The 24630-nt window shown below is 58.4% G+C and carries 22 protein-coding genes and 1 tRNA gene; 10 read left to right on the plus strand and 13 right to left on the minus strand.

What is annotated here, in order from left to right; all coding sequences use genetic code 11:
• Window positions 1–12: 12 nt before the first annotated feature.
• The gene (locus QWI20_RS05095; RefSeq protein WP_369304485.1) at window positions 13–942 is read right to left on the minus strand and encodes a LysR substrate-binding domain-containing protein; all 930 of its coding nucleotides are present in this window, start codon (window positions 940–942) and stop codon (window positions 13–15) included.
• Between the two features lie 129 nt (window positions 943–1071).
• Here QWI20_RS05095 and QWI20_RS05100 point away from each other — a divergent pair, with 129 nt between their 5' ends.
• The gene (locus QWI20_RS05100; RefSeq protein ID WP_369304486.1) at window positions 1072–2316 is read left to right on the plus strand and encodes a cation:dicarboxylase symporter family transporter; all 1245 of its coding nucleotides are present in this window, start codon (window positions 1072–1074) and stop codon (window positions 2314–2316) included.
• A gap of 77 nt (window positions 2317–2393) precedes the next feature.
• Here the strand turns inward: QWI20_RS05100 and QWI20_RS05105 are convergent, their stop codons facing one another.
• From QWI20_RS05105 to queA, 8 genes are all read right to left on the minus strand, one after another.
• Window positions 2394–3992 (minus strand): argininosuccinate lyase, encoded by a 1599-nt coding sequence (locus tag QWI20_RS05105; RefSeq protein WP_369304487.1) that lies wholly within the window; start codon window positions 3990–3992, stop codon window positions 2394–2396.
• Between the two features lie 66 nt (window positions 3993–4058).
• Complete coding sequence (locus tag QWI20_RS05110) at window positions 4059–5300, minus strand: OprD family porin (protein WP_369304488.1); 1242 nt, start codon at window positions 5298–5300, stop codon at window positions 4059–4061.
• A gap of 252 nt (window positions 5301–5552) precedes the next feature.
• Entirely contained in the window at window positions 5553–6098 is a 546-nt protein-coding gene (locus tag QWI20_RS05115) for a glycine zipper 2TM domain-containing protein (RefSeq protein ID WP_369304489.1), read from the minus strand.
• Between the two features lie 118 nt (window positions 6099–6216).
• The gene (secF, locus tag QWI20_RS05120) at window positions 6217–7128 is read right to left on the minus strand and encodes a protein translocase subunit SecF (RefSeq protein WP_369304490.1); all 912 of its coding nucleotides are present in this window, start codon (window positions 7126–7128) and stop codon (window positions 6217–6219) included.
• Between the two features lie 9 nt (window positions 7129–7137).
• A complete protein-coding gene (gene secD, locus QWI20_RS05125; RefSeq protein WP_272632419.1) occupies window positions 7138–9006 on the minus strand; it encodes a protein translocase subunit SecD in 1869 nt (622 codons plus the stop codon).
• Between the two features lie 62 nt (window positions 9007–9068).
• On the minus strand, window positions 9069–9407 hold the full coding sequence (gene yajC, locus QWI20_RS05130; RefSeq protein ID WP_037012510.1) for a preprotein translocase subunit YajC: 339 nt from the start codon (window positions 9405–9407) through the stop codon (window positions 9069–9071).
• 53 nt (window positions 9408–9460) lie between these two features.
• On the minus strand, window positions 9461–10576 hold the full coding sequence (gene tgt, locus QWI20_RS05135; RefSeq protein WP_369304597.1) for a tRNA guanosine(34) transglycosylase Tgt: 1116 nt from the start codon (window positions 10574–10576) through the stop codon (window positions 9461–9463).
• 14 nt (window positions 10577–10590) lie between these two features.
• Window positions 10591–11670, minus strand: a complete 1080-nt coding sequence (queA, locus tag QWI20_RS05140; RefSeq protein WP_369304491.1) for a tRNA preQ1(34) S-adenosylmethionine ribosyltransferase-isomerase QueA — start codon at window positions 11668–11670, stop codon at window positions 10591–10593.
• Between the two features lie 108 nt (window positions 11671–11778).
• Here queA and QWI20_RS05145 point away from each other — a divergent pair.
• The 9 genes from QWI20_RS05145 (at window position 11779) to QWI20_RS05185 (ending at window position 20644) form a co-directional block, all read left to right on the plus strand.
• Window positions 11779–11863: transfer RNA gene (locus QWI20_RS05145), tRNA-Leu, on the plus strand.
• A gap of 339 nt (window positions 11864–12202) precedes the next feature.
• Complete coding sequence (locus QWI20_RS05150; RefSeq protein WP_369304492.1) at window positions 12203–13651, plus strand: OmpA family protein; 1449 nt, start codon at window positions 12203–12205, stop codon at window positions 13649–13651.
• Window positions 13652–14029: 378 nt separating this feature from the next.
• Window positions 14030–15298 (plus strand): hypothetical protein, encoded by a 1269-nt coding sequence (locus tag QWI20_RS05155; RefSeq protein ID WP_369304493.1) that lies wholly within the window; start codon window positions 14030–14032, stop codon window positions 15296–15298.
• Window position 15299: 1 nt separating this feature from the next.
• Window positions 15300–16136: a hypothetical protein gene (locus QWI20_RS05160; protein WP_369304494.1), complete on the plus strand. Its 837-nt coding sequence runs from the start codon at window positions 15300–15302 to the stop codon at window positions 16134–16136.
• A 476-nt stretch (window positions 16137–16612) separates the two neighbouring features.
• A complete protein-coding gene (locus QWI20_RS05165; protein WP_369304496.1) occupies window positions 16613–17452 on the plus strand; it encodes a hypothetical protein in 840 nt (279 codons plus the stop codon).
• Window positions 17453–17454: 2 nt separating this feature from the next.
• The gene (locus QWI20_RS05170; protein WP_369304497.1) at window positions 17455–17757 is read left to right on the plus strand and encodes a chorismate mutase; all 303 of its coding nucleotides are present in this window, start codon (window positions 17455–17457) and stop codon (window positions 17755–17757) included.
• A gap of 374 nt (window positions 17758–18131) precedes the next feature.
• Window positions 18132–18755: a DedA family protein gene (locus tag QWI20_RS05175; RefSeq protein ID WP_369304498.1), complete on the plus strand. Its 624-nt coding sequence runs from the start codon at window positions 18132–18134 to the stop codon at window positions 18753–18755.
• Window positions 18756–18822: 67 nt separating this feature from the next.
• Window positions 18823–19608 carry a transporter substrate-binding domain-containing protein gene (locus QWI20_RS05180; RefSeq protein ID WP_369304499.1) on the plus strand — a complete coding sequence of 262 codons (786 nt, stop codon included), beginning with the start codon at window positions 18823–18825 and terminating at the stop codon, window positions 19606–19608.
• A 49-nt stretch (window positions 19609–19657) separates the two neighbouring features.
• Entirely contained in the window at window positions 19658–20644 is a 987-nt protein-coding gene (locus tag QWI20_RS05185) for an ATPase (RefSeq protein ID WP_369304501.1), read from the plus strand.
• Window positions 20645–20723: 79 nt separating this feature from the next.
• Here the strand turns inward: QWI20_RS05185 and cyoE are convergent, their stop codons facing one another.
• The 4 genes from cyoE to cyoB are packed head-to-tail and all read right to left on the minus strand — an operon-like array spanning window position 20724 to window position 24627.
• The gene (gene cyoE, locus QWI20_RS05190) at window positions 20724–21614 is read right to left on the minus strand and encodes a heme o synthase (protein WP_074886382.1); all 891 of its coding nucleotides are present in this window, start codon (window positions 21612–21614) and stop codon (window positions 20724–20726) included.
• 10 nt (window positions 21615–21624) lie between these two features.
• Window positions 21625–21972: a cytochrome o ubiquinol oxidase subunit IV gene (cyoD, locus tag QWI20_RS05195; protein WP_369304502.1), complete on the minus strand. Its 348-nt coding sequence runs from the start codon at window positions 21970–21972 to the stop codon at window positions 21625–21627.
• Window positions 21973–22605 carry a cytochrome o ubiquinol oxidase subunit III gene (locus tag QWI20_RS05200; protein WP_074886388.1) on the minus strand — a complete coding sequence of 211 codons (633 nt, stop codon included), beginning with the start codon at window positions 22603–22605 and terminating at the stop codon, window positions 21973–21975.
• Between the two features lie 3 nt (window positions 22606–22608).
• The gene (cyoB, locus tag QWI20_RS05205; protein WP_369304503.1) at window positions 22609–24627 is read right to left on the minus strand and encodes a cytochrome o ubiquinol oxidase subunit I; all 2019 of its coding nucleotides are present in this window, start codon (window positions 24625–24627) and stop codon (window positions 22609–22611) included.
• Window positions 24628–24630: the final 3 nt, after the last annotated feature.

The raw sequence follows: 24630 nt of genomic DNA on the forward strand, positions 1-24630 counted from the left end.
TGTGCCGGTTTTTTATTGCGTGATTCTCCGCCCGCTCAGCGCTTGCGACAGGGCGACGAAATTGCGCAGCGGCGGTTGCGGATTAAAGCTCGGGCATACCAGTGTAATCGGCGCGTGCAGTCGAGGCTTTGCGTCAGCGATCCGGCAATACACCACGCTTTCCTTGTGCACATCGCGCATCGACGCCGGCACGATAGATATTCCCGCGCCTGCGGCGACAAGGCTGACATTGGTGAGCATGCGCTCGACCTCAAAGGAGACCCTCGGATTGAAACCGGCGTTCAAACAGGCCTTGATCAGGTTGGCGTACATCCCGGGGGCACCCGGACGACGGACCAGGATGAATTGCTCGTCGGCCAGATCGAGGAGCGAAATGACAGGCGGCTCCTGACCTGTCTGATGCCCGGTCAACAACCGATGCCCTACCGGTAACGTCAGCAGCATCTCTTCATTCAGCAGCCGGTAAAAAGCGATGCTCTGATGCCGACTGACCGGCGCCCGCAAGATACCGACGTCAACGCTGCCGTCAATGGCCGACTCGGTCAGTTGCTGCGCGCTGCCCTCCTTCAGCGAAACCGCCACGCCAGGGAAACGCTCGCGGTAAGCACGAATGATTCGGGGAATCAGCGGATGGGCAGCGGCCGAGCTGGTGAAACCGATGGTCAGTTGCCCCTCGATGCCGTGGGCGGCGCGCGAAGCCTTGAGTGAACCTTCCTTGACCCTCGCCAGAATGTCCTGCGCCTCTTGCAGGAAAACCTGCCCGCCCGCGGTCAGATCCACCCCTTTGGGATGGCGCTTGAACAGTTCGAAACCCAGCTCGTCCTCCAGCGCCCGGATCTGCTGGCTCAGTGGCGGTTGCTGCATATTCAGGCGTGCTGCGGCGCGGGTGAAATGTCGTTCCTCAGCCACCATGACGAAATAGCGCAGATGACGAAGCTCCATGGTGGTCTATCTCGCTACGGGGTTTATGATTGCCGTCGATCTACGCGACGTTGGCCAGCCAGCGTGCCCAATCGCCAGCACACTGGCAAGGCGCGCTCATAACAATAAACATGCCCACTCCGGAACCCGATGCCTCTCATGCTTCTGCGCAGCACCACTCTGCATCTTCTAATCGCCATCCTCGCTGGCGCGCTCCTTGGCGTCCTCAATCCGCCGCTCGCGGTGGAGATGAAACCAGTGAGCGACTGCTTCATTCGCGTCATTGGCTGGCTGATGCCCTCCATGATGTTTCTGCTGATCGCATCCGGCGTCGCGGGCTTGCGCGTTGGCCAACGGGGGCTGGCAGCCAAGCTATTGGTCTATTTTCAAGCCATGGCGCTGTTGTCGCTGTCCCTGGCATGCGTGATCGTCGGCCTGACGCAACCCGGCAGTCCCGCGTCGCCGAACGCTTCCTGGTTGCCAAACAGTCTGGACAGCCTGCGGGCCTCTTGGACAGTCCTCTCATGCACGGGGATGGGCGCCACGCTTGCCGATGCACTCCTGCACAATCCGGTTTTGCAGATCATGCTCGCGGGCCTGCTGACCGGGGCATGGATAGCGCATGCCCGTGGCCATCGACGGGCGGACGCGCTGCGACTCCTGCTGGAACGAATCGTCGAGCAACTCTTCAAGTGCCTGAAAGTGATACTGCGGTTCGCGCCCCTCGCCGCTTTCGGCGCCATCGCCTTTACCATCGGCAAGTTCGGGCCGGCTTCGGCGCTGCCGCTGCTCAAGTTTGTCGCGGTCATGTACCTGGCCTGTGGCGCATTCGTTCTGCTGATATTGGCGCCAATAGCGCGGGCCTCGGGGATTACGCTGTGGTCACTGGTGCTGCATCTGAAGGATGACTTGCTGCTGGTGACCTTCACGGGTTCTTCGGTGACGGCACTTCCCGGCCTGATCGAAAAGATGCAAGGCCTGGGGTGTGAGCGACAGTTGACCCGCCTGGTGTTGACCACGGGTTACACCTTCAACCTCGCCGGTTCGAATATCTATCTGATAACAGCCGTGCTCTTTCTGGCGCAGATGTCGGGGATCGACCTGACGGCGGCGCACTGGCTGACCTTGCTGCTGATTTCAATGGTGACGTCCCTGGGGTCGACCAGCATGGCGGGCTCGGCATTTTTTACCTTGATCGCCACCCTGAATCTGTTCCACATGGTGCCCGTGGAGAGTGTCGGTTTGCTGTTGGGGGTGGAGCGACTGATGAAGTGCCGCGTGCTGACCAATGTGCTGGGCAATTGCGTGGCCTGCCTGGCCATCGCACGGTGGCAAAACACATCGCGGGTTGATTCAGCCCCTAAGGCGATTCACTGCGAAGAATGGCGAGACTGACCTGCTTGCCCAGGCACTGAGATAAACGGCTACAAGCCGGGGCGCAGCAGCGATTCCTCGCTACGCCCCTTCGCCATTTACCCCTTGGAGGAAAGCAACTTCTCGAACGCGCGATCCAGGTTTCCTGCAGCCTGGGTCAGCTTTTCGCGGCGCTCACGCAACCATGCCTGGTCCCCATCGAGGGTTTTGTGCGCTTCAGCCAGCATGCGCTTGACCTCCTCCGGTTGCGGACCGCCAGTGCCCTTTCGGGTCTTCACCATATTCTCCGGAGAAAGTGAAGCGCGGAACGTCGCCTCATCCAGCGGCAAGGTGTTTTGCTTCCACTGATACTTGTCCGCCGCCTGGGTGTAGAGCTTCTGCGCATCGGCGTAGGGGAAGGTCTTCGGAGTAAGCCCTTCGCTGCGGGCCTGTTCGACGATCAACGAAGCGAAGCTATGGCCGATGCGAAACGGAACCTTCTGGGTACGTTCCAGCGTGTCCGCCAGCTCCATGGAGGTCGTCCATTCATTCTCCAGCTCTTCTCGCGCTCGCTGGGGATTGACCTGCAGCGCATCGATCACTGCGTCCATTGCCCCGAACATTTCCTTGGTCGAATCGAACACGCCCAGAGAATCGAAAGCGAACTTGTAGTCGGTCATGCCGGTGGTGACGTTATGGGCCCGCAGCGTGACCGTCTGCGCCAGTCCCACGACGTCCGACGCCGATTCACGGGCACGCATCAGCAACCCCGGATTGCGCTTCTGCGGCATCGCACTGCTGGTGTAGGTCTTTTCCTCATCCAGCAGCAACCACGGACGAATCTGGTGGTACTGCGTGTGGATATCGCCAATCAATGCGCCTACCCGGATGGCCGACGAAGACGCGATGCCGACAGCCTCGATCGGGATGTCGTACGTCGACACCTGACTCGAATCCAGCGAGTTCTCGCGCACGCCGTCGAAGCCCAATAGTTCGGCGAGCCGCTCGCGGTTGAGCGGATAGGCTGAGTTCGCCAGTACTGCCGTGCCCATCGGACTCTGATTCAAGCGCTGGTACAACTCGCGAATGCGCTGTCCGTCACGATCAAACGCTGCCTCGTACGCCAGCAGGTAATGCGCGTAGGTAATCGGCATGGCCTGAACGCCGTTGGTGTAGGCCGGGATCAGCGTATCGATATTCTTGTCCGCCAGATCCAGCAGGCGCTTGCGCGTGGCATTCAGCGCTTCGCTGTACGCCAGCACATCGGAGCGCAGCTTCGCCAGGCGGTAGGTGGCGAGCATGTCCTGGCGACTGCGGCCGGAGTGAATCAGCGAGGCCTCGGGCCCGATCTTGTCGGTCATGATCGCTTCAAGCTGCAGTACATCGGTGGGCCGCTTGCCGTTGGGCTGGTCCGCCTGATCGATGGCGAAGCGCACACCCGTGGCGATCTTCTGACCCATCTCGGGCTTGACGATGCCTTCTTCGGTGAGCATCACGATCGAGGCCTTGTTGATCCTGTTCAGCCACGAAAACTGACTTTCGGTGTTGCCACCTCGGGTTTTCGATTTTTCAACGGTCGCTCCAATTTTCGCGGCCTGGGCAGCGCACTCCTCGGTGGTTTTGCAGGGAACCTCGGCGGTATTGGCTGCGTACGCGCCATAGCTGGTGCTCAGTACGTAAGCGACGGCGAGATGAAGAAGGGTCTTTCTTGTGGGCATTTCAGGCTCCAGTGCGGCGAGTGCCGAGGGTGCGTTGTCGTGATGAGTGCGGAGGATGCGCAGCGGCTACAGCAGCGGCAGCGTGTAGCTGACGATGACGCGGTTCTGGTCGATGTCGTTGCCGCCATTGCTGCGGTAGCTGCCGTTGCGCCACTTCAGTTCGAGGTTCTTCAACGCACCGCTCTGAAATACATAGGCGATGTCAGTGTTGCGCTCCCACTCGGTGCCTTCTCTGGCGCCGCGGGCGAAGTTGTCGCCTTTGAGGTAGCGACTCATGAAGCTCAGGCCAGGCAGTCCGACCGCTGCAAAGTCATAGTCGTATCGCGCCTGCCAGGAGCGCTCTTCGGGGTTGGCAAAGTCCGGGGAAATCATGACGTAGTTGACGAGAAACGAGTCGGTTCCGGCCAGGTGGGGAAACCCGGTCTCGCCGTTCATGCGCTGGTAAGCAACGCCGAAGCCATGACCACCGATGCTGTAGGTGAACTTCGCGCCAACGGCTGTGTTGTCGATGTTCGTATTGCCGTCCTTGAGCGAACGGGCGTATCGAAGATCACTCTTGAGCGACTGCGATTCACCGAGCGGGAAGCTGTGCAGCAGCGTCACGATGTGCTGCTTGTAGTTGTTTTCCAGACCGCCGTAGTTATAGGACGTGGTCAGGCCTTTGCTCCAGTTGTAGCTAGCGCTGGCGAAGTCGAACTTGTCGCTGGGACGGCCGCCCCTGATGCCCTTGGCCTCGGCCTCTATGTCTTCATGGCCACTGTCGTTGCGCTCGGTATTACTGGTCAGCCGCCCCACATTGAGCGTCATGTCGGACACGTCTTTTGAGGTCAGCTGGGCGCCACGGAAGGTCTGCGGGAGCAGGCGTCCGTCATTGGGCAGGACGGTCGGCAGCTTGGGCAACAAGGTGCCCACGCGCAGCACGCTTTTGGCGATCCGCGCTTTTGCGGTCACCCCCGATCGGCCGTAATCGTAGGGCGCCTTGTCGTCACCGACGGGCAGGAGTCCGCTGTTGCGGCGGTCAGGTCCGGAGTCCAGTTTCAAACCGAAGAGGCCAATGGCATCCACGCCGAACCCTACCGTGCCATCGGTAAATCCGGACTCGTAGTTGAGGATCAGACCTTGCGCCCACTCATCGCGCTTGGACTGAGGCGCACCGTCCTGGTGGTAATCGCTGTTGAAATAGAAGTTTCGAAATTCGAGATCCGCTTTGCTGTCTTCAAAAAAGTCAGCTTCGGCGAAACCGGGTAAGGCGAGGCTCAGTCCGAGGGCAGCAGACGTGAGTCCAAGAGACATTGGGCTTTTGTGCATTGTTATATCCCGTTGGGTCCAGCTCGTTTTTATTAGAGTTATTCAGGTGTAGTGGCGACCGCAGGGCCCCCTACCACCGAAACAAGCTTACCGGCCGAGAATTTTTATTAAAAATATATAGTTACTACCCACACGATACTTAATAAGTATGGTGATGGCTGGGCAGGCGGCTCGGCGTCTTCGTTGCCTTTACTCCAGGCAAAAAAACACCCCTGCATGAGGGGCGTTTTTTTTACAGCGCTGAATCAGGGCTTATTGGCCCGCCTGACTCAACTCCAGCTGACCGTCCTTGTTGACGGGAATCTGGCTGCCTGGATCACGGTCCATACGAACCTGCCCGACTTTGTCGTTAAGCTTGTACTTCACGTTGTAGCCAACCACCTTGTCGCTGATGTCGTTGACGGTGTTGCAGCGCGATTCGGTCGTCGTGTAGGTATCACGGTTCTGCATGCCTTCCTGAACCTTGTTACCGGCGTAACCCCCACCGACCGCACCGGCGACCGTGGCGATCTTCTTGCCAGTACCGCCACCCACCTGGTTACCGAGCAGGCCACCCGCTACGGCACCGAGGACACTCCCCACGATCTGGTGCTCGTCCTTCACCGGCGCGCGGTGAGTGACGGCAACGTCCTTGCAGACTTGTCGCGGGGTTTTGATTTGTTCTTTCACAGGCTCGACGGCAAGTACGTCTGCGTACTCTGGGCCGCTTTGTTTTACGAGGCTATAGGTGGCCAAAGCGCCACCGGCGGTTACACCGACAGCACCCAATACTGCACCAATAAGCAACGACTTGTTCACGTGAACCTCCTGACGATATTCAGCGCGATTGCTCGCACTACTCCCAGCCTTGGAGCATAAAAAAAGGCGCGAGTTCATACTCGCGCCTTTTTAGGTGATGGCCGGTTACCAGTATCGGTTACGGACGGTCATCCACCTTGTCGACGGTGACCGGTGGCAGCAAGTCTTCGCTGCGCAGGTTCAGCCAGATCAGCACCACGTTGGCGATGTAGATCGACGAGTAAGTACCCGCCAGAACACCAATGAACAGTGCCACCGAGAACCCGTGCAGGCTATCGCCGCCGAAGATCCACAGCGCGACGATCGCCAGCAAGGTGGAGATCGAGGTGGCCATGGTCCGCAGCAGCGTCTGCGTGGTGGAGATGTTGATGTTCTCGATCAGCGAAGCCTTGCGCAGCAGACGGAAGTTCTCGCGAACCCGGTCGAATACCACGATGGTGTCGTTGAGGGAGTAACCGATGATCGCCAGCACTGCAGCCAGTACGGTCAGGTCGAAGGTCACCTGGAAGAACGACAGGATGCCCATCGTCACCACCACGTCGTGGATCAGCGAGACGATGGCACCCACTGCGAACTTCCACTGGAAGCGGAAGGCCAGGTAGACGAGAACGCCGCCCAGCGCCAGCAGCATGCCGAGGCCGCCCTGGTCGCGCAGCTCTTCACCCACTTGCGGCCCGACGAACTCGACGCGCTTGACGGTCACCGGGTTATCGGCGCCTGTCTTGCGCAGCGCTTCGGCAACCTGGCTGCCCAGCTGCGGATCTTCACCCGGCATACGAACGAGCAGATCGGTGGTCGCACCGAAGCTTTGCACGACGGCTTCGGTGTAACCCGACGCAACCAGCTCCTCGCGCACTTTGTGCAGATCGGCCGGACGCTCGTAGGTCAGCTCGATCAGCGTGCCGCCAGTGAAATCCAGACCGAAGTTCAGCCCTTTATAGAACCAGCTGAACAACGCCAGAACGGTAAGGAGCATGGTAATGGCGAACGCAATGTTGCGAACGCCCATGAAGTTGATCGTACGTTTCATGGCAGCCCCTTAAATCCACAACTTCTTGAAGTCACGACCGCCAAAGATCAGGTTGACCATTGCGCGGGTCACCATGATGGCTGTGAACATCGAGGTAAAGATCCCGAGGGACATGGTGACCGCAAAACCCTTCACCGGGCCTGTGCCCATCGCGAAGAGAATGCCGCCGACCAGCAGCGTCGTCAGGTTGGCGTCGAGGATCGCGGTATACGCGCGGTCGAAGCCTTCATTGATTGCACGCTGGACCGTCATGCCGTTGGCGATCTCTTCACGAATCCGCGAGAAGATCAGCACGTTCGCATCGACCGCCATACCCATCGTCAAGACGATACCGGCGATGCCTGGCAGGGTCAGCGTTGCACCCAGCAGCGACATCAGTGCCAGCAGCATGACCATGTTGAAGGCCAGCGCCACCGTCGCGATCAGACCGAAGAAACGGTAGATGGCGAGGATGAACAGCGAGACGAACAGCATGCCCCACAGGGATGCATCAATACCCTTGGTGATGTTGTCGGCACCCAGGCTCGGGCCAATGGTGCGCTCTTCAGCGAAGTACATCGGTGCAGCCAGACCACCGGCACGTAGCAACAGCGCCAGCTCGGAAGACTCACCCGCGCCGTTCAGGCCGGTGATGCGGAATTGAGCACCCAGCGGCGACTGAATGGTCGCCAGGCTGATGATCTTCTTCTCTTCCTTGAAGGTCTGAACCGGCACGTCTTTTTCGACGCCGTTGACCATCTGCTTGGTGTAGGTGGTGGTCGGCTTCTGCTCGATGAAGATCACCGCCATGCTGCGACCGACGTTCGCGCGGGTGGCGCGGCTCATCAGATCACCACCATGGCCGTCCAGCTTGATGTTCACCTGAGGACGGCCGTGCTCGTCAAAGCCGGCCTTGGCGTCAGTCACCTGGTCACCGGTGATGATCAGACCACGCTCGACCGGCGCCGCAGGACGACCGCCTTCACGGAACTCGAACATCTCGGTAGTGGCTTTGTTGTCGTCGGGACCTGCGCCCAGACGGAACTCAAGGTTGGCCGTCTTGCCGAGAATACGCTTGGCTTCGGCGGTGTCCTGAACACCTGGCAGCTCAACCACGATGCGGTTGGCGCCCTGACGCTGAACCAGCGGCTCGGCGACGCCCAGCTCGTTGACCCGGTTACGCACGGTGGTCAGGTTTTGCTTGATCGAGTATTCGCGGATTTCAGCGATCTTGGCTGGGGTCATGGCCAGGCGCAGGATCGGCATCTCGCCGCGATCGCTCGTGGTGATATCGAAATCGGTGTAGTCCTTGCGGATTAGCGCACGGGCTTGTTCGCGGGTATCAGCATCGCTGAAGCCCAACTGAATGGCACCGCTGTCCTGCGGCAGGCTGCGATAACGCACTTTTTCCTTGCGCAGCAGGCTCTTCACTTCGCCTTCGTAGACATTCAGACGCGCACTGAGCGCCTTGTCCATGTCGACTTCGAGCAGGAAGTGAACGCCGCCGGACAGGTCGAGACCCAGCTTCATCGGCGTAGCGCCAATGCTGCGAAGCCATTTCGGCGTGGTCTGAGCCAGGTTGAGCGCAACAACGTAGTCATCGCCCAGCGCCTTGCGTGCGACATCTTTGGCTGGCAGCTGGTCTTCCTGTTTGGTCAGACGCAACAAACCGCCCTTGCCATTCTCGGCCAGAGACGCGCCCTTGACCGCGATGCCAGCATCGGTAAGCGCCTTGCTTACGCGATCCAGATCAGCCTGGTTGACCTGCAGCGCAGTGCTTGCGCCAGTGACTTGGATAGCCGGGTCATCAGGGTAGAGATTGGGTGCGGAATAAATAAAACCGATCACCAGCACTGCCAGGATCAGGATGTATTTCCACAGAGGGTATTTGTTCAACATCACGCCGCCTGCTTATAACGCGGGGCGCCTTGCGCGCCCCGTCGATTGGTAAAAGACTGGAATCAGATGGCTTTCAGAGTGCCCTTGGGCAGGGTGGCAGCGATTGCGCCCTTCTGGATCTTCAGCTCTACGGTGTCGGACACTTCGATAACAACGAAGTCATCAGTCACTTTATTGATCTTGCCCGCGATACCGCCGGTAGTGACGACTTCATCACCCTTCTGCAAGTTACCCAGCAAGTTCTTTTGCTCTTTGGCGCGTTTGGCCTGTGGACGCCAGATCATCAGATAAAAGATGACCAGGAAGCCGACCAGGAAAATCCACTCGAAGCCGCCGCCCATAGGGCCTGCAGCAGCAGGGGCAGCCGCATCCGCGAAAGCGGAAGAGATGAAAAAGCTCATTTAACACTCCAGTTGCATATTTTAATAATAGGAAGCGAAAGACCGGATGTCGCTCAGTCCAGTAACGGCGTCACAAGCCCGCGTTTGGCATAGAACGTGTCGACAAAGGCGGCCAATGTACCTTGTTGAATAGCCTCGCGCAAACCAGCCATAAGCAGCTGGTAATGGCGCAAATTGTGGATCGTATTGAGCATGCTACCCAGCATTTCGCCGCACTTGTCCAGGTGATGCAGATAGGCGCGAGAGAAGTTTTTGCAGGTGTAGCAATCGCAGGTCGGATCCAGCGGCGACTCATCGTAACGATGAAACGCATTACGGATTTTCAGCACACCGGTGTCGATGAACAGATGACCGTTGCGCGCATTGCGCGTGGGCATCACGCAGTCGAACATGTCGACGCCGCGGCGGACACCTTCAACCAGGTCCTCGGGCTTGCCTACACCCATAAGGTAACGAGGTTTGTCAGCCGGCATCCGGCCCGGCAGGTAGTCCAGCACCTTGATCATCTCGTCCTTGGGTTCGCCGACCGACAGGCCGCCAATCGCCAGTCCGTCAAAGTCGAGTTCGTTCAGGCCTTCAAGGGAGCGCATGCGCAGGTTCTCGTGCATGCCGCCCTGAACAATGCCGAACAGCGCCGCCGTGCTTTCGCCATGGGCCACCTTGGAGCGCTTGGCCCAGCGCAGCGACAACTCCATGGAGGTGCGCGCAACCTCTTCGTCCGCAGGATACGGCGTGCATTCGTCGAAGATCATCACGATGTCGGAGCCGAGGTCGCGCTGAACCTGCATCGATTCCTCAGGCCCCATGAATACTTTTGCGCCGTCGACCGGAGAGGCAAAGGTCACGCCTTCCTCTTTGATCTTGCGCATCGCGCCCAGGCTGAACACCTGAAAACCGCCGGAGTCGGTGAGAATCGGGCCTTTCCACTGCATGAAATCGTGAAGGTCGCCGTGGCCTTTGATGACTTCGGTGCCCGGACGCAGCCACAGGTGAAAGGTGTTGCCGAGGATCATCTGAGCGCCAGTGGCCTCGATGTCCCGAGGCAGCATGCCCTTGACCGTGCCGTAGGTGCCGACCGGCATGAACGCAGGCGTTTCGACAACGCCGCGAGGAAAGGTCAGACGACCGCGACGTGCTTTGCCATCGGTGGCCAGCAGCTCGAAAGACATACGACAGGTGCGACTCATGCGTGATCCTCTGGGGCCGAGTCCGTCGGGGTGGATTCCCCGGGAGCGGTCGGCGCGGGATTGCGGGTGATGAACATGGCATCCCCATAACTGAAGAAGCGGTAACCGTGCTCCACCGCAGCCGCGTAGGCCGCCATGGCTTCGGGATAACCGGCGAATGCCGAGACCAGCATCAACAGCGTCGATTCCGGCAAATGGAAGTTGGTGACCAGCGCGTCGACCACATGAAAAGGTCGGCCTGGGTAGATAAAGATATCGGTATCGCCGCTGAAGGGCTTGAGCACGCCATCGCGTGCGGCACTTTCCAGCGAACGCACGCTGGTGGTGCCCACAGCGATGACCCGACCGCCGCGTGCGCGACACGCCGCCACGGCGTCGACCACTTCCTGAGTAACTTCTAGCCACTCGTTGTGCATGTGGTGGTCTTCAATGCGCTCGACGCGCACCGGCTGGAACGTACCCGCGCCGACGTGCAGCGTCACGAATGCGGTCTCGACGCCCTTCTCGGCAATCGCGTCCATCATGGTCTGATCGAAATGCAGACCCGCAGTCGGTGCCGCCACCGCACCGGCGCGCTGGGCGTACACGGTCTGATAACGCTCGCGATCGGCATCGTCATCCGGGCGGTCTATATAAGGAGGCAACGGCATGTGCCCGACGCGCTCAAGCAGCGGCAGTACCGGCTCCGCAAAGCGCAGTTCGAACAACGCATCGTGGCGCGCGACCATCTCGGCCGCTCCACCGCCATCGATGAGGATCGTCGAGCCCGGTTTGGGCGACTTGCTGGAGCGCACATGGGCCAGCACACGGTGCTGATCGAGCACGCGCTCGATCAGGATTTCCAGCTTGCCGCCCGAAGCTTTTTGCCCGAACAGCCGCGCCGGAATCACACGGGTATTGTTGAAGACCATCAGATCGCCGGGGCGCAAATGCTCCAGCAAATCAGTGAATTGGCGGTGTGCCAGCGCGCCGCTTGGCCCGTCGAGGGTCAGCAAACGGCTGCTGCGTCGCTCCGCCAAAGGATGGCGAGCGATCAATGAATCCGGGAGCTCGAAGGTAAAGTCAGCGACACGCATGATGGGGTTCGTCTAGCAGGGCCGGGAAGTTTAGCCGAATAAGTGAAAATTGACCATGAAACATGATTGACCAACGGTAGGCTCATCTCTATACTTCGCCGCCATTGAGCCCTGATGGCGGAATTGGTAGACGCGGCGGATTCAAAATCCGTTTTCGAAAGAAGTGGGAGTTCGATTCTCCCTCGGGGCACCAAACAGCAACACCTTCAAGTGGTTACGTGACTTGAAGCACAAAAAAAACCGGCCAGATTTGAGCCGGTTTTTTTGTGGGCGGGATTTGGTGGACGCTTTAAGCATCAGCATCAATCACTCGCATCCTCAGCACATTGCCAGCCTCGTCGAATCCCCCAGCAAGAATTATCAAAACCAAGCTGGAATGGCCATTTGACATTGAATCCCCCGCCCCGCTGTGGTGAAATCCCCCGCCTGAAAATCGGATCCATTGAAAGCTTTACCTCACGGACGAAGGCAGGCGATTGCGCCCGGTCAATACGTCCGTGCGTCTTTCGCAATCTCACACGGAGCGTACGCATTGAAGTCTTTTCATCCCGGCAAGCTGACGGTGCTGGCACTGGCAGTGACGCTGAGCAGTTGCGCCACGTTCGATCAGGCAGGCCGTGATTACGGCACGGCGATAGGGTGCGCAGGTGGAGCATTGCTCGGCGCTGGTTTGATTTACGCGGCCACGGGCAATGCTGGCAAAGCCGTGGCGGGCGGTGTGGTCGGCGGTGCAGCGGGTTGCGCGGTGGGTCATGTCTGGCAGAACCGTCAGCAGGAACTGCAGCGGATCGCGCAGGAGGAACACCTGAAGATGCAGATCGACACGCTGCAGGCACAGGCTCCCGCGCAGAATGGCAAACCTGCCGTGATGGCCGACGCCGGCATCGTCGCTCAGGTCGAAGACCAAGGGATGTTCCCCACGGGCAGCGACCAGCTCACGGCCGATGGCCTGCGTCAGGTGCGTAAGCTCGCCAATGCCTTCAAGCCGGCGCAAGGTCAACCCGGCGCCCAGCCGCAGGCGGTTCTGGTGGTGGGGCATACCGACGCGACCGGCTCGGCTGATTTCAATCAGCAACTGTCGGAGCGCCGAGCGCGCAGTGTGGGCAAAGTCCTGGCTGAGGCCGGTATTTCCGCTCAGAGCCTGTACTTCCAAGGTGTAGGCGCTGCCCGTCCCCTCGCTGATAACACCACTACTGAAGGGCGCGCCCAGAATCGCCGGGTGGAAATCGTACAGCTGGAGTCCACGGCGCTGCTGGAACAACGCGTGAAGCAGGAGCGCAGCAATCCGCGCTATCTGGCCCATGGCACTCGCAATCAATCGACGCCCAAAGCCAAAGTCGCTGCGTCTGCACCTCAAGCTGAGACGCCGAAAAAATCTGCCGAGCAGCCGGCTGCCGCCCTGTCCCCGAACTTCATCGATTTCGGTGGAAGCCCCTCCAGCGATGACGTCAATCAGTTAGCCCGACTGGTCAAGCCCATGGAGTCCACGGGCTTCACGCTGATCAGCAAAGCCAACGCAAGCGTGCCGGTCGCGAGCTGTGAAGCCGATCGCCCACGGGTTGCCGGCGCGGTGAAGAACCTTGCGAGCGGACAAGAACTGGCCGAGCACGAGACCACCGATTACTTGCCGGGTTACAACGGCAGAGTCTGGGCCAACAACGTCAACGGCAATCTGGTGACCATCACGCCAATCGCCGTGCTGCGCAATAACGCAGAGATTGCCAAGCAGCCGCGTATCCAACTCGTTAAAGGCTACGACCAGAACAAGAAAGGCAAAGCTACCACCCTCGCCGCTGTTGCCAACACCTTCGAAGGTCAGGACGCCGTGCTCTATCGCGTGTTCATCGACGACGCTCAAGCACCGGTGAACTGCATGGACATTGTTCTGGACAAGAACGGCGGCAAGGCAGTGGACGGCAAGTTGTTCTATGACAAAACCGGCGAGAGCTACGTCGCCAAATTCGTCCCTATTCGCACCTGAAGTACGTAACGCTCGAGGAACAACATGGAACAGTTTTCAATGGACGCCCTGACCGCCTTTCTCTTACTGCACCGCGTGGCAGTGGGCTTGATCCTGAGCACTATGGTGCTTCTGGTCGCCATCAAGATCTGGTGGCCGAAAGTCAGCTACTTCTATATGAACGTGGCCTATGCGCTGCCGATCGTGGGTCGCATCAGTCGCTGGAGCGGTAAGCCGCCTATCACTAATGCCGATGGCTGGATGGACAGCGAGACGCGTCTATGTGCGGACTATTACTCTTATTACCACGAACTGAACAAAAGCCCGGACTTCTATGACAAGTGCCGTGATTACCTGAACAAGGTTCACGAGACCGGCCGACGGGAGAAAGGCTTTTTCATGTGGATGCTGATCATTGGCCTGATCTTTTTTGAAGCCGTTGGTTTTGCCTACGTCCTTGCGCCGTTCATGGTGCAGAACATATCAGCCAATGTCGCTGGCATGCTGGCGTGGTTCACTGCCTTTCTCCTCTCTGTCGCAGCGGTATTTTTTACCGAGATGGCAGGCCGCGAAATGCACCACAGCAGCCTGATTACCAAGATCCGCACCTGGTATGAACAGTCGCGTACGCCGCGAGATCTGGAAGCAGACACAAAGGTCGATATCGACAACACCTACCGCGACGACGACGAACCGAACTATCTGAAAGTGCTTAACCGCACTGATCACAACGCCCGCGTCACGCCTAAATACACGTGGACAACGGTTTGCCTGATTTACGTGCTGGCGATTGCGATTGGCGCTTTTGTCATCCGGAACTACAGCCTCAAATCGATGGAAGTTGATTTGGTCAGCAACCCGGACGCCTTCAGCCAGACTCAGTCTGCCAACAACAAACTGCCGGATTCGCCATTCGAGTTGCCGGCGGAAAGCGCGCAGGAAAATCAGACTGCCGATCAGACGTCAGCCCACGACAAGATGGAGGCCATCCGCGCTGCATCGTTGACGACATACATTATTCTTTCGGTGATTTTCTTGGGCATTCAGGGCGTGGGCATCGTGCTGTCCAATCGTTTTTCATTCGCGGGGAAACAATCGGGTCAGGCATGGCAATACACCCGCGGGTTCAATAACGCCGAAGAGTTTGCCGCTCACTTTCAAAATCTTCGCGAACGGGTCGCCCGTGATGCTCAGGCCAAGCTGACGGCATTGCAAAGCCGGCTTGCCAATCGCATTACTACTTCAGGCCATGAGCGAGAGCACCTGCTTAAAGGCTTCGGTCACCGCAACTTTGATACGTATGTCACCAAACGCCACGAGGGTTTCCGCAAGAGCGATGACAGTCGCGTTGAGCAAGACCGTCTGCGCCGCGAGCAACTGAGTACAGACCAGGCTTACGAGCGGGCGAGGGCAAAGCCGATTGCTGCTCAACCAGCTGTGGCCGAGTTGACGATGGCAACGCCCGCTGCCGTTCCTGAAGCGACGCCGGTTGTACTCAAGCCTGCTGTCGCACTCGACCCGGACAACTTCGATGACCTGAATGACTTCGACGACGATGAATTGGCGTTCCTCGCCGGCAAATATCAAGTCACTGTCGAGCAGTTGAAGAAAGTCCAGAAACTGCAACGCATGGCTGCAAAAGCCACCCAAACCCGTCTGGAGCAATGAGATGACTTGGCGCGCCTTGCTGGCAAGCACTTTCCTGTTACTGGGCACGCCATTACTACACGCGAGTGAGCGTAATGATCTGCCCAGTTGTTATGATTTTGCAAAACTGTCCGAATACCGACCCGCACCTTCAGGACGCGAGCTGATCATCATCGTCGACCAGACGGTTCAGTTGCCAAAAGATCTGAAAGACTCGACCTACAGTCACGCGCTTCGGTACGTCAAACCGGGCGACAGCGTTCGGCTGTACCAGTTTTCGGCCTACTTGCCCGGCAATTACATGAAGCTGATGTATACCGGACAACTTGAAGACAAGCTGGATGAAAAGAAACGCGACGATATCGGCATGAATAGTCTGCGCCAGCTCGACGGCTGCCTGGCTAAACAGCTCGATTTCTTCCGCAAAACTTTGGGTCAGAAATTGGTAGAAAGTTTTGCGAAGCCGGGCGAGGACATCGCCAGGAGCGAGATCTTTTTCAGCCTCAAACAGATAGGCGAAGACGTCGCGCCACGGCCTGCGAAGGAAAAAGTAGTGTTACTGGTTTCGGACATGCTGGAGAACAGCGACTTCGGTAGCTTCTACGCCAGCAACCAGATCCGCGCCATTGACCCGGCCGCAGAGCTGAAGAAGGTCGAGCAAAAGAAACTGTTTGCCGACCTGGGCGGCGCCAAAGTGTATGTACTGGGCGCAGGTCTGGTGCCAGGGACTGCGAAGAATGGTTATCGGTCGGGCAATACAGTGCAGAAGCTTGAGAGTTTCTGGAGCGGATATTTGAGCCAGTCCAATGCCCATCTGGTGAGCTTTGGGGCGCCGTCGCTGACAGTCGATTTGCAGTAGGGCTCAGGCTTTCGGGTTTACCAGGACGGGATTTAGCCGGGAACGCACCAAGTGCCATACCGCAAAACAGATGGCGGTCGGGCTGGCCTATTTCCGGCTGAAGCCGGTCCTACTAACACCGCGCGCTTAGTGGGACTGGCTTTAGCCGGGAATGCGTCAGTTGACACGCCGTAAATCTAGTGGCGTTAACACGGGCCTCTTCCCGGCTGAGGCCGGTCCCACTACGCAACGCGTGAACTTAGTCGACTGGCTTAAGCCGGGAATGCGCTAGTCGTCACGCCGCAAATCTGATGGCAGACGGACTGGACTGTTTCCGTGCTGCACGTAACTTCCGCACTCAGCCGTATTCTCTGTAGGCAATGTCCGACAAACAGCTCAGAAGCCTCTCCACTAGCATCACTACGCACATTGAGTATGATCGAACCAGGACGGCACTTAGCCAGTTTTCAACCATCGGCTGCGCTTAAGGATAAGAGATGCAATCAGTCATTTACCGCGTTGACCTAAGCCTGTGCTCGCTGGCCGAGTTCCAGCAGGATGTGGATAAATACGCGGGCAATATCAGATGTGTCGAGTGCGAGGCAGGCGCCTGGTTCGTCCGCGGTTCAACTGGTGGACTGCGCGAGAGAACTGCATGTTTTGCAGCGCATCACAAAGAAGGCTGCCAAATCAAAACGGTGATACTCGTCGTAGACGGCGAAGAGCCTGGCATTATCGATGGTGAAGATACTGCGCACGTTGTCGTGGATCTCGATAAGCGAACACCGCAGACCATTCTGACACCGGCCCCACCCACGACACCTCCCGTAGGATCACCGTGGGGGAGCATCCAAAAGCAATACGCAAACACAGCCGACTATCCAGTCAATAAGTCGCTGAGACAAATCCTGTCGAGACTGATGCGTAACCCTGATTACCCCGAAGATGAAACCAACATCAGAATAACCGCCGACAACGGGCGGGTAGTACTTGAAGGGAGCATTCGCCGCTTGCTGTCCTCCCAATATCAACTTTCGAATATTGAGCTGGGCTCCGTGCGCCTGTTTTGGGGACAGATCAATAACGTCAACCGAAAGGACGGTTCAGCATGGCTCAACTGCGGCGACTACCTGAGTGAGCCAAGCATCCTCATTCGGGATAAGGACCTGGAAGATGACATGCTCTCGGCATTTAAGCTCAGTGACCTTACCGATCTCGCAGGTGCACTATTCATCATGGTGGGCCACCTGTCAGGGTCTACAAAAAAGAAGATCCTGAACTTCGCATTCGCCAAATATATCGCTTTCGTGAAATACCGGATCAAGGACGAGAACTGACTATGGTTACCTGCACATCGATTGAAGAAGTCCGGCAGCACATCGACCGCATCGACCGGGATCTCGTATCGTTGCTCGCGCATCGTGGGAATCTGGTTAACCAGGCGGCTGCATTCAAAAAGACGACGGAAGAGGTCAAGGCGTCCTCAAGGGTTGAGGACGTGATCGCGAAAGTCAGGGCCGTTGCGGACGAGTGCGGGGCTTCAGCAGAGGTGGTGGAAAAGGTGTATCGCGCGATGATTGCCGCGTTCATCGAGGAAGAGTTGTCGGCTCATGCAGCATTGAAAAGCGGTATTGCGCCCTAACACACCAGCCGCAATCCCTGCCCCCATCAAAAGCCCTGCGAATTCGGCCGCAGTACGACCTCGTTGATGTCCACATCCCCCGGCTGTTCGATCGAGTAGGGTGCCGGATGACGCACCGCCGCCCATGGATCTTTCCGTGTACCGGACGCAGTCAGGGGCGGTGCCGAGCACGGTCCGACTTGTCTACGATCATCTGATCCACTGCCTGAGCGACCCACAGACCTTTCCCTGACGGCGCGGCGCAGGAAGATTCGACTCAGGCGACCGAACCGATGACGACCCGCTTCGGTCGAAAGCCGTGCGACACGTCCCGAGGCGCGCACACTGCTGGATGCTCCAGCGGTCAGCCATTCACCTAAAACCACCGGCCTTCCATGTTCGAACACATCGACTTTAACTATCTGCTTTCAAACTACGGGTACTGGGCCGTCTTCATCGGCTGCCTGCTGGAAGGGGAAACCATCCTGATCCTCGGCGGGCTGGCGGCGCACCAGCACGCACTGCAATGGCAGCAAGTGCTCATCTACGCCACGTTGGGCGGGATGCTTGGCGATCAGATTCTGTTCTGGACCGGGCGCTACTTCGGGCCACGCCTGCTGCCGCGTCTGCACCGCCAGCAAGCGACCATTGACCGCGTGTCAGACCTGATCAAGCGCTATCCCACGGCGTCCATTTTCTCAGTGCGCTTTCTCTACGGCATGCGCCTGATAGGGCCGTTGGTCATCGGCGCGAGTCGCTTGTCGCCCATTCGTTTTGCAATCATCAACCTGCTTGGCGCCGCAGTCTGGGCAAGCCTCTTTCTCGCGGCCGGCTATTGGGCGGGGGGGTTTCTCGAGACCATGTTCGGCAACTTGAAGCCTTATCGTCTGCCGATCTTCCTGGGCGTGGTCGTGGTGGGCGCGGCCGTCGCGCTGTATCGGCATCGTCGGGCGAAAACCCGCCCTGCCCGGCAAGCGGCCAAGCGGGCAAAAGACGTCCCGCCCTCCTCTGCGGGATAACACTTCCCATCTGCGCCGACCGCCTCTATAACGGCAGACAGGCAATTGACGCAGAGGGATCGACTCGATGAACACACGCATCACCGCCGGTTTGCTGTTGAGCATGGTCAGCATCGCACAGGCCCAGGCCGCTGAGACGCCGTCGCACCTGGATACTGTTGTGCAAAAGGGTCAGCTGGCCGTTTGCACGACCGGGGATTACAAGCCGTACACGTTTCTCAAGCCCGACGGCCAGTACGAAGGCATCGACATCGAGCTGGCTCAGTCGCTGGCGCAGAGCCTGGGCGTGAAGATCGAGTGGGTCCCGACCACCTGGAAAACCCTGATGACCGATTTCACGGCTGGCAAATGCGACATGGCCGTCGGCGGGATTTCGGTCACCCTGGAGCGACAGAGGAAGGCGGCGTTCAGCAGCACGCTGGACATCGACGGCAAGGTGCCATTGGTACGTTGCGAAGATGAATCGAAGTACCAGACTCTCGAGCAGATCAATCAGCCCGGCGTTCGCTTAATCGAGCCTCAGGGCGGCACCAACGAAGCCTTCGCCCACGCTTATCTGCCCAATGCCAGCCTGGCCTTCCACGACAACAAAACCATTTTCCAACAGCTGCTCGACAAGCAAGCCGACGTGATGATCACCGATGCGTCCGAAGCGCTGTATCAGCAGAAACGCATGCCCGGCCTGTGCACGGTCAATCCATCGCACCACATGCAGTACGGCGAAAAGGCCTACCTGCTGCCCCGGGATGACGTGGCCTGGAAGGCCTATGTCGATCAGTGGCTGCATCTCTCCAAAGCCACCGGGGCTTACAAGAACGTGGTCGGCGAATGGCTGGCGATGCCCAACGAGTGACAGAGCGCAGCATGCCCGCACGACTTCGGCACAGGACACCGCCGTATCCATGAAAACCAACAGAACCATTACCCGCGCGTTTTGCGTCGAGCTGCAGCAAGAGCTGTCTATCGTGGCGGCGCGACGTGAGTATTTCTCTCAAGAGCTACCCCGGACGCGCTTCAGCTTTCTGTGTTCGTCCGAGGCGTGCCGCGCCCTGGGTGTCAAAATCACCGGGGTTCGCTATGACGTGAAGCCTCAGGAGCATCCGACCTTCGTGGCCGCGCACTACCGGGCCAACCCGAACTACGAACATCACGCCGATTGCGAATGGGTGGATCAAGCCGTCGAAACGCCGGTTGGGCAGGAAGCCGAAACCGAGGCCGAAAGCGAGCTGCGCAAGGTCAAGCGCAAGCTGGATGACTACATCGACGTCTTCGATCCCACCCCGAAGGAGCGCGCAAAGCCCACATCACCGACAGATAAGCATGACGCCAAGCCGCCCACGAAGCCCGAAGACGCCACGCCTCCCGCCGACGCGCTCAAGGCCAGACAGGACAAGCAGAACCGCACCAGCAATCTGGAGCGGCTGGTCGACAGCTTCCGTCAGGCCCAGGCCTCGTTAACCAAGGAAGAACTCGCGCTGCTGACCCTGCGTATTCCGGGTCAGGGCGAGGTGTCCTTGCGCGCCTATTTCCGCCATATCAAGTTTGCTCAGCTGAATGACGAGCGTCGGGTGCTGTATGGCGGCGGACTGGTCGAACGCTACGGGACGGGCTTCAAATTCAAGTTCTTCGACCGGCTGCAAGGCAAGCTGGTGACCTTGTACGTGTCCCCCGCGCAGATGCAGGCTTACCGCTCCAGCCGCTACCTCAGTGAGCTGCTGAGTCACGCCGATGAGGTGCGTTTCTTCACGGTCTTTGCCTTTGGCACACTGGTCGCCAGCCCTTCAGGGAAAAGCGTCAGCGTGGAGATCGAAGACTTGCGCCATCTGGCCATTGTGCTCGGGCCGGCGAAGGACCCCGAGGAGGCCTCTGCCAAAGGGCCAGCCGGCTAAACCAAAGACTTTATTCAGTTCGAAAAAAAACCCGGTTTCTCTCGCGAGCAACCGGGTTTTTTGCGTTTCATTCAGGCGACTAAGGCGCTGCGTATGTAACCAACAGCTCCTTAGTTACCTGAAAATCCAGCGACATCGCCACGCTCAAGGCTGTGATGGTGAAGATGGAGAACACGAACAACTTGCGTGCCCAAACAGTGTCGTCTTTGGCTTTGTAGCCGGTCCAGGCCATGTACAACCAGTACATGCCCATCGCCGCTGCGACGGCCAGATAATTGAGCCCGGCGTAACCGCCGAAGGTCAGCATCAAGGTCGCCAGCAGGAAAGCCAGGATGTAGATCAGGATGTGCCGCTTGGCGACCCGGATACCGCGCTTGACCGGCAGGACCGGAATCGAGGCAGCCCGATAGTCGTTGAAGCGGAAAATCGCGATGGCGTACGAGTGAGGCATCTGCCAAAGGCTGAACATCACCAGCAAGGTCAGCGCTGCGAGGTCGAAGGTGTTGCTGACCGCGACGTAACCAATGACCGGAGGCATCGCGCCCGACAGGCTGCCCACCAACGTGCCATGAACCGATCTGCGCTTCAGGTACAGGCTGTAGAAGCCGACGTAGATCACGAAGCCGATCACGGCAAACAGTGCCGCCAGTGCGTTGGCCTTGGTGTACAGCAGGCCGACGCCGACAACACCCAGCACAGTGGCGTAGATCAGTGCCAGTTTCACTGACACCAATCCTTGCACCAGCACCCGATTCTTGGTGCGCTCCATCTTCACATCGATATCGCGATCGATGCAATTGTTGAACACGCAGCCAGAAGCCACCACCAATGAAGTCCCGATCACGGCTGCCAGGAACAGGCCGATATCGACATGTCCCTTGGAAGCCAGAAAAAAGCCACCTGCCACCGAAAGCACGTTACCGAAAATGATCCCCGGTTTGGTGATTTGGATAAAGTGCTTCAGTGACATCAGGTTTTCCTCACTTCGCCATCATGGCGGTGTGAATGCTGAACATGATCCAGGTGCTCAAACCAACCAGCAGCACGATCACAAGGCCAGCAAAGGCAAACGCGATGACGTTGTTGCGCTGTGCTGCCGAGCGGTCAAGGTGCAGGAAGTACACCAGGTGAACCAGAACCTGCACGACTGCAAAGATCAGAACGACCCACAGCGTGGCCACTTTCGAGATCGTCGGGAACATCACCAGACCGAACGGAACCGCGGTCAGGATGATCGACAGTACGAAACCGACCATGTAGGACTTGAAGCTGCCGTGGGCGGCAGGCTCATGGCCGGCGGCGTCATGGGAGTGATGTGAATTCGCCATTTAAATGGTCCCCATCAGATAGACAACGGTGAACACACAGATCCAGACAACGTCCAGGAAGTGCCAGAACAGGCTGAGCATGCTCAGGCGCGTCTGGTTGGTCCCGGTCAGACCGTGCTTGGAGACCTGATACATCATGATCGCCATCCAGATCAGGCCGCTGGTCACGTGCAGACCGTGAGTGCCGACCAGCGTGAAGAACGCCGACAGGAAGCCGCTGCGGTTAGGACCGTAACCTTCGGAGATCAGCAGGTGGAACTCGTTGATCTCCATGCCGATGAAGCCCAGGCCGAACAGGAAGGTCACGAACAACCAACCGAGAACGCCCGACTTGTTGCCCTTGTGCATCGCCAGCATGGCGAAGCCGTAGGTGATCGAGCTGAGCAACAGGCAGGCGGTTTCGCCAAGCACGTAAGGCAGTTCGAAGATGTCGTGGCCCGCAGGGCCACCCGCAACGTTGTTAACCAGTACCGCGTAAATGGCGAAGATCGACGCAAACAGAATGCAGTCGGTCATCAGGTAGATCCAGAAGCCGTAGATCTTCATCTCGCCGGCGTCATGGTGACCATGGTCGTGCTCGTGGTCATGACCGTGGTCGTGACCCTTCGCACCATCAAATACTAAGTTCGACATTGTTTATGCCTGCTCCAGCTTGTTGACAGGAGTGTTTGTCTGACCATTGCGCACACGAGCCAGGATCGCGTGTTGCTCGCCTTCGATGCGTGCCACTTCGGATGCAGGAACCATGTAGCCCTGATCGTCACGTGCCGCGTGAATCACGAAGTAAACGATCGTGCCGATCAGGCTGACAGCCGCCAGCCAGAAGATGTGCCAGATCATCGCGAAACCGAAGACGGTCAGCAGGCCGCCCATGATCATGCCCGTCGCCGTGTTGTTCGGCATGTGGATGTCGGAGTACTTGGCCGGAACCTTGTACGCCTCGCCATCACGCTTGGCGGCATAGAACGGGTCGATCTCGTTGGCTTTCGGCATTTCTGCAAAGTTGTAGAAAGGCGGTGGCGACGAAGTGGACCATTCCAGGGTGTGACCATTCCATGGGTCACCGGTCAGATCGCGGTTCTGCTCGCGGTCACGGATACTCACGAAGATCTGGATCAGCTGGCAGGCGATACCGACAGCGATCAGCAATGCACCGACGAACGCAACGTGCAGGTACGGCGTCCAGTCCGGGTTGTCAGTGGTGTTCAGGCGACGGGTCATGCCCATGAAGCCCAATGCGTACAGCGGCATGAAGGCGACGTAGAAACCCGAGATCCAGAACCAGAATGCTGCCTTGCCCCACTTCTCGTTCAGCTTGAAGCCGAACGCTTTAGGGAACCAGAACGCGAAGCCGGCGATGTAACCGAACACAGCACCACCGATGATCACGTTATGGAAGTGCGCGATCACGAACAGGCTGTTGTGCAGAACGAAGTCGGCACCCGGGATAGCCAGCAGTACGCCGGTCATACCACCGATAGAGAAGGTGACCATGAAGCCCAGGGTCCACAAGACTGGCGCGGTGAAGCGCAGACGTCCCTGATAGATCGTGAACAGCCAGTTGAACAGTTTCACACCCGTCGGGATGGAAATCAGCATCGTCGCCAAACCGAAGAAGGCGTTGACGCTTGCACCCGAACCCATGGTGAAGAAGTGGTGCAGCCAGACCATAAAGCCGAGGATCGAGATCGCACCGGAGGCGTAGATCATCGAGTGGTGGCCGAACAGACGCTTGCCGGTGAACGTCGAGATGACTTCGGAGAAGACCCCGAACGCCGGCAGAATCAGGATGTAAACCTCAGGGTGACCCCACGCCCAGAACAGGTTCACGTACATCATCGGGTTACCACCCAACTCGTTCGTGAAGATGTGGAAGTCCAGATAACGGTCGAGGGTCAGGAACGCCAGGGTGCCGGTCAGGATCGGGAACGAAGCCACGATCAGGACGTTGGCCCAGGTGCAGGTCCAGGTGAAGATCGGCATGTCCATCAGTTTCATGCCAGGGGTACGCATCTTCAGCACGGTAACCAGGAAGTTGACCCCGGTTAACGTTGTCCCCAGTCCTGACAGCTGCAGTGCCCAGATGTAGTAATCCACACCCACGCCCGGGCTATAGCCCAGTTCCGACAGCGGTGGATAGGCCACCCAACCGGTACGTGCGAACTCGCCGACGCCCAGCGACACGTTGACCAGAATCACGCCGGAGATCAGCAGATAGAGGCTCAAGGAGTTCAGGAACGGGAAGGCAACGTCGCGAGCGCCAATCTGCAGAGGCACGACGATGTTCATCAGGCCGGTGAAGAACGGCATCGCCATGAAGATGATCATGATCACACCGTGAGCGGTGAAGATCTGGTCATAGTGCTCAGGCGGCAGGTAGCCGGGTGAGCCTTCAGTGGCCATGGCCAATTGCGAACGCATCAGCACGGCGTCGGCAAAGCCGCGCAGCAGCATGACCATTGCAATGACGATGTACATGACACCGATTTTCTTGTGGTCGACAGACGTCAGCCACTCGGTGTAGAGGTAAGTCCACTTCTTGAAGTACGTGATCAGACCCAGCAATGCCGCACCACCGATCGCGATCATGGCGACCGTGATCATGACTATCGGCTCGTGGAACGGAATCGCGTCCAGACTTAATTTACCAAACATCGT

The organism is Pseudomonas sp. W2-17, from assembly GCF_041060445.1.
Taxonomy (GTDB): domain Bacteria; phylum Pseudomonadota; class Gammaproteobacteria; order Pseudomonadales; family Pseudomonadaceae; genus Aquipseudomonas.

Excerpts from the sequence above, each read along its gene's own strand:
- QWI20_RS05105 (WP_369304487.1), bottom strand. The coding sequence starts at position 3,992 with ATGCCCACAAGAAAGACCCTTCTTCATCTCGCCGTCGCTTACGTACTG.
- QWI20_RS05160 (WP_369304494.1), top strand. The coding sequence starts at position 15,300 with ATGACTTGGCGCGCCTTGCTGGCAAGCACTTTCCTGTTACTGGGCACG.
- cyoD (WP_369304502.1), bottom strand. The coding sequence starts at position 21,972 with ATGGCGAATTCACATCACTCCCATGACGCCGCCGGCCATGAGCCTGCC.
- yajC (WP_037012510.1), bottom strand. The coding sequence starts at position 9,407 with ATGAGCTTTTTCATCTCTTCCGCTTTCGCGGATGCGGCTGCCCCTGCT.
- QWI20_RS05110 (WP_369304488.1), bottom strand. The coding sequence starts at position 5,300 with ATGCACAAAAGCCCAATGTCTCTTGGACTCACGTCTGCTGCCCTCGGA.
- QWI20_RS05180 (WP_369304499.1), top strand. The coding sequence starts at position 18,823 with ATGAACACACGCATCACCGCCGGTTTGCTGTTGAGCATGGTCAGCATC.
- cyoE (WP_074886382.1), bottom strand. The coding sequence starts at position 21,614 with ATGTCACTGAAGCACTTTATCCAAATCACCAAACCGGGGATCATTTTC.
- tgt (WP_369304597.1), bottom strand. The coding sequence starts at position 10,576 with ATGTCTTTCGAGCTGCTGGCCACCGATGGCAAAGCACGTCGCGGTCGT.
- queA (WP_369304491.1), bottom strand. The coding sequence starts at position 11,670 with ATGCGTGTCGCTGACTTTACCTTCGAGCTCCCGGATTCATTGATCGCT.
- cyoB (WP_369304503.1), bottom strand. The coding sequence starts at position 24,627 with ATGTTTGGTAAATTAAGTCTGGACGCGATTCCGTTCCACGAGCCGATA.
- QWI20_RS05185 (WP_369304501.1), top strand. The coding sequence starts at position 19,658 with ATGAAAACCAACAGAACCATTACCCGCGCGTTTTGCGTCGAGCTGCAG.
- secD (WP_272632419.1), bottom strand. The coding sequence starts at position 9,006 with ATGTTGAACAAATACCCTCTGTGGAAATACATCCTGATCCTGGCAGTG.
- QWI20_RS05175 (WP_369304498.1), top strand. The coding sequence starts at position 18,132 with ATGTTCGAACACATCGACTTTAACTATCTGCTTTCAAACTACGGGTAC.
- QWI20_RS05155 (WP_369304493.1), top strand. The coding sequence starts at position 14,030 with ATGTGGATGCTGATCATTGGCCTGATCTTTTTTGAAGCCGTTGGTTTT.
- QWI20_RS05095 (WP_369304485.1), bottom strand. The coding sequence starts at position 942 with ATGGAGCTTCGTCATCTGCGCTATTTCGTCATGGTGGCTGAGGAACGA.
- QWI20_RS05200 (WP_074886388.1), bottom strand. The coding sequence starts at position 22,605 with ATGTCGAACTTAGTATTTGATGGTGCGAAGGGTCACGACCACGGTCAT.
- secF (WP_369304490.1), bottom strand. The coding sequence starts at position 7,128 with ATGAAACGTACGATCAACTTCATGGGCGTTCGCAACATTGCGTTCGCC.
- QWI20_RS05165 (WP_369304496.1), top strand. The coding sequence starts at position 16,613 with ATGCAATCAGTCATTTACCGCGTTGACCTAAGCCTGTGCTCGCTGGCC.
- QWI20_RS05100 (WP_369304486.1), top strand. The coding sequence starts at position 1,072 with ATGCCTCTCATGCTTCTGCGCAGCACCACTCTGCATCTTCTAATCGCC.
- QWI20_RS05170 (WP_369304497.1), top strand. The coding sequence starts at position 17,455 with ATGGTTACCTGCACATCGATTGAAGAAGTCCGGCAGCACATCGACCGC.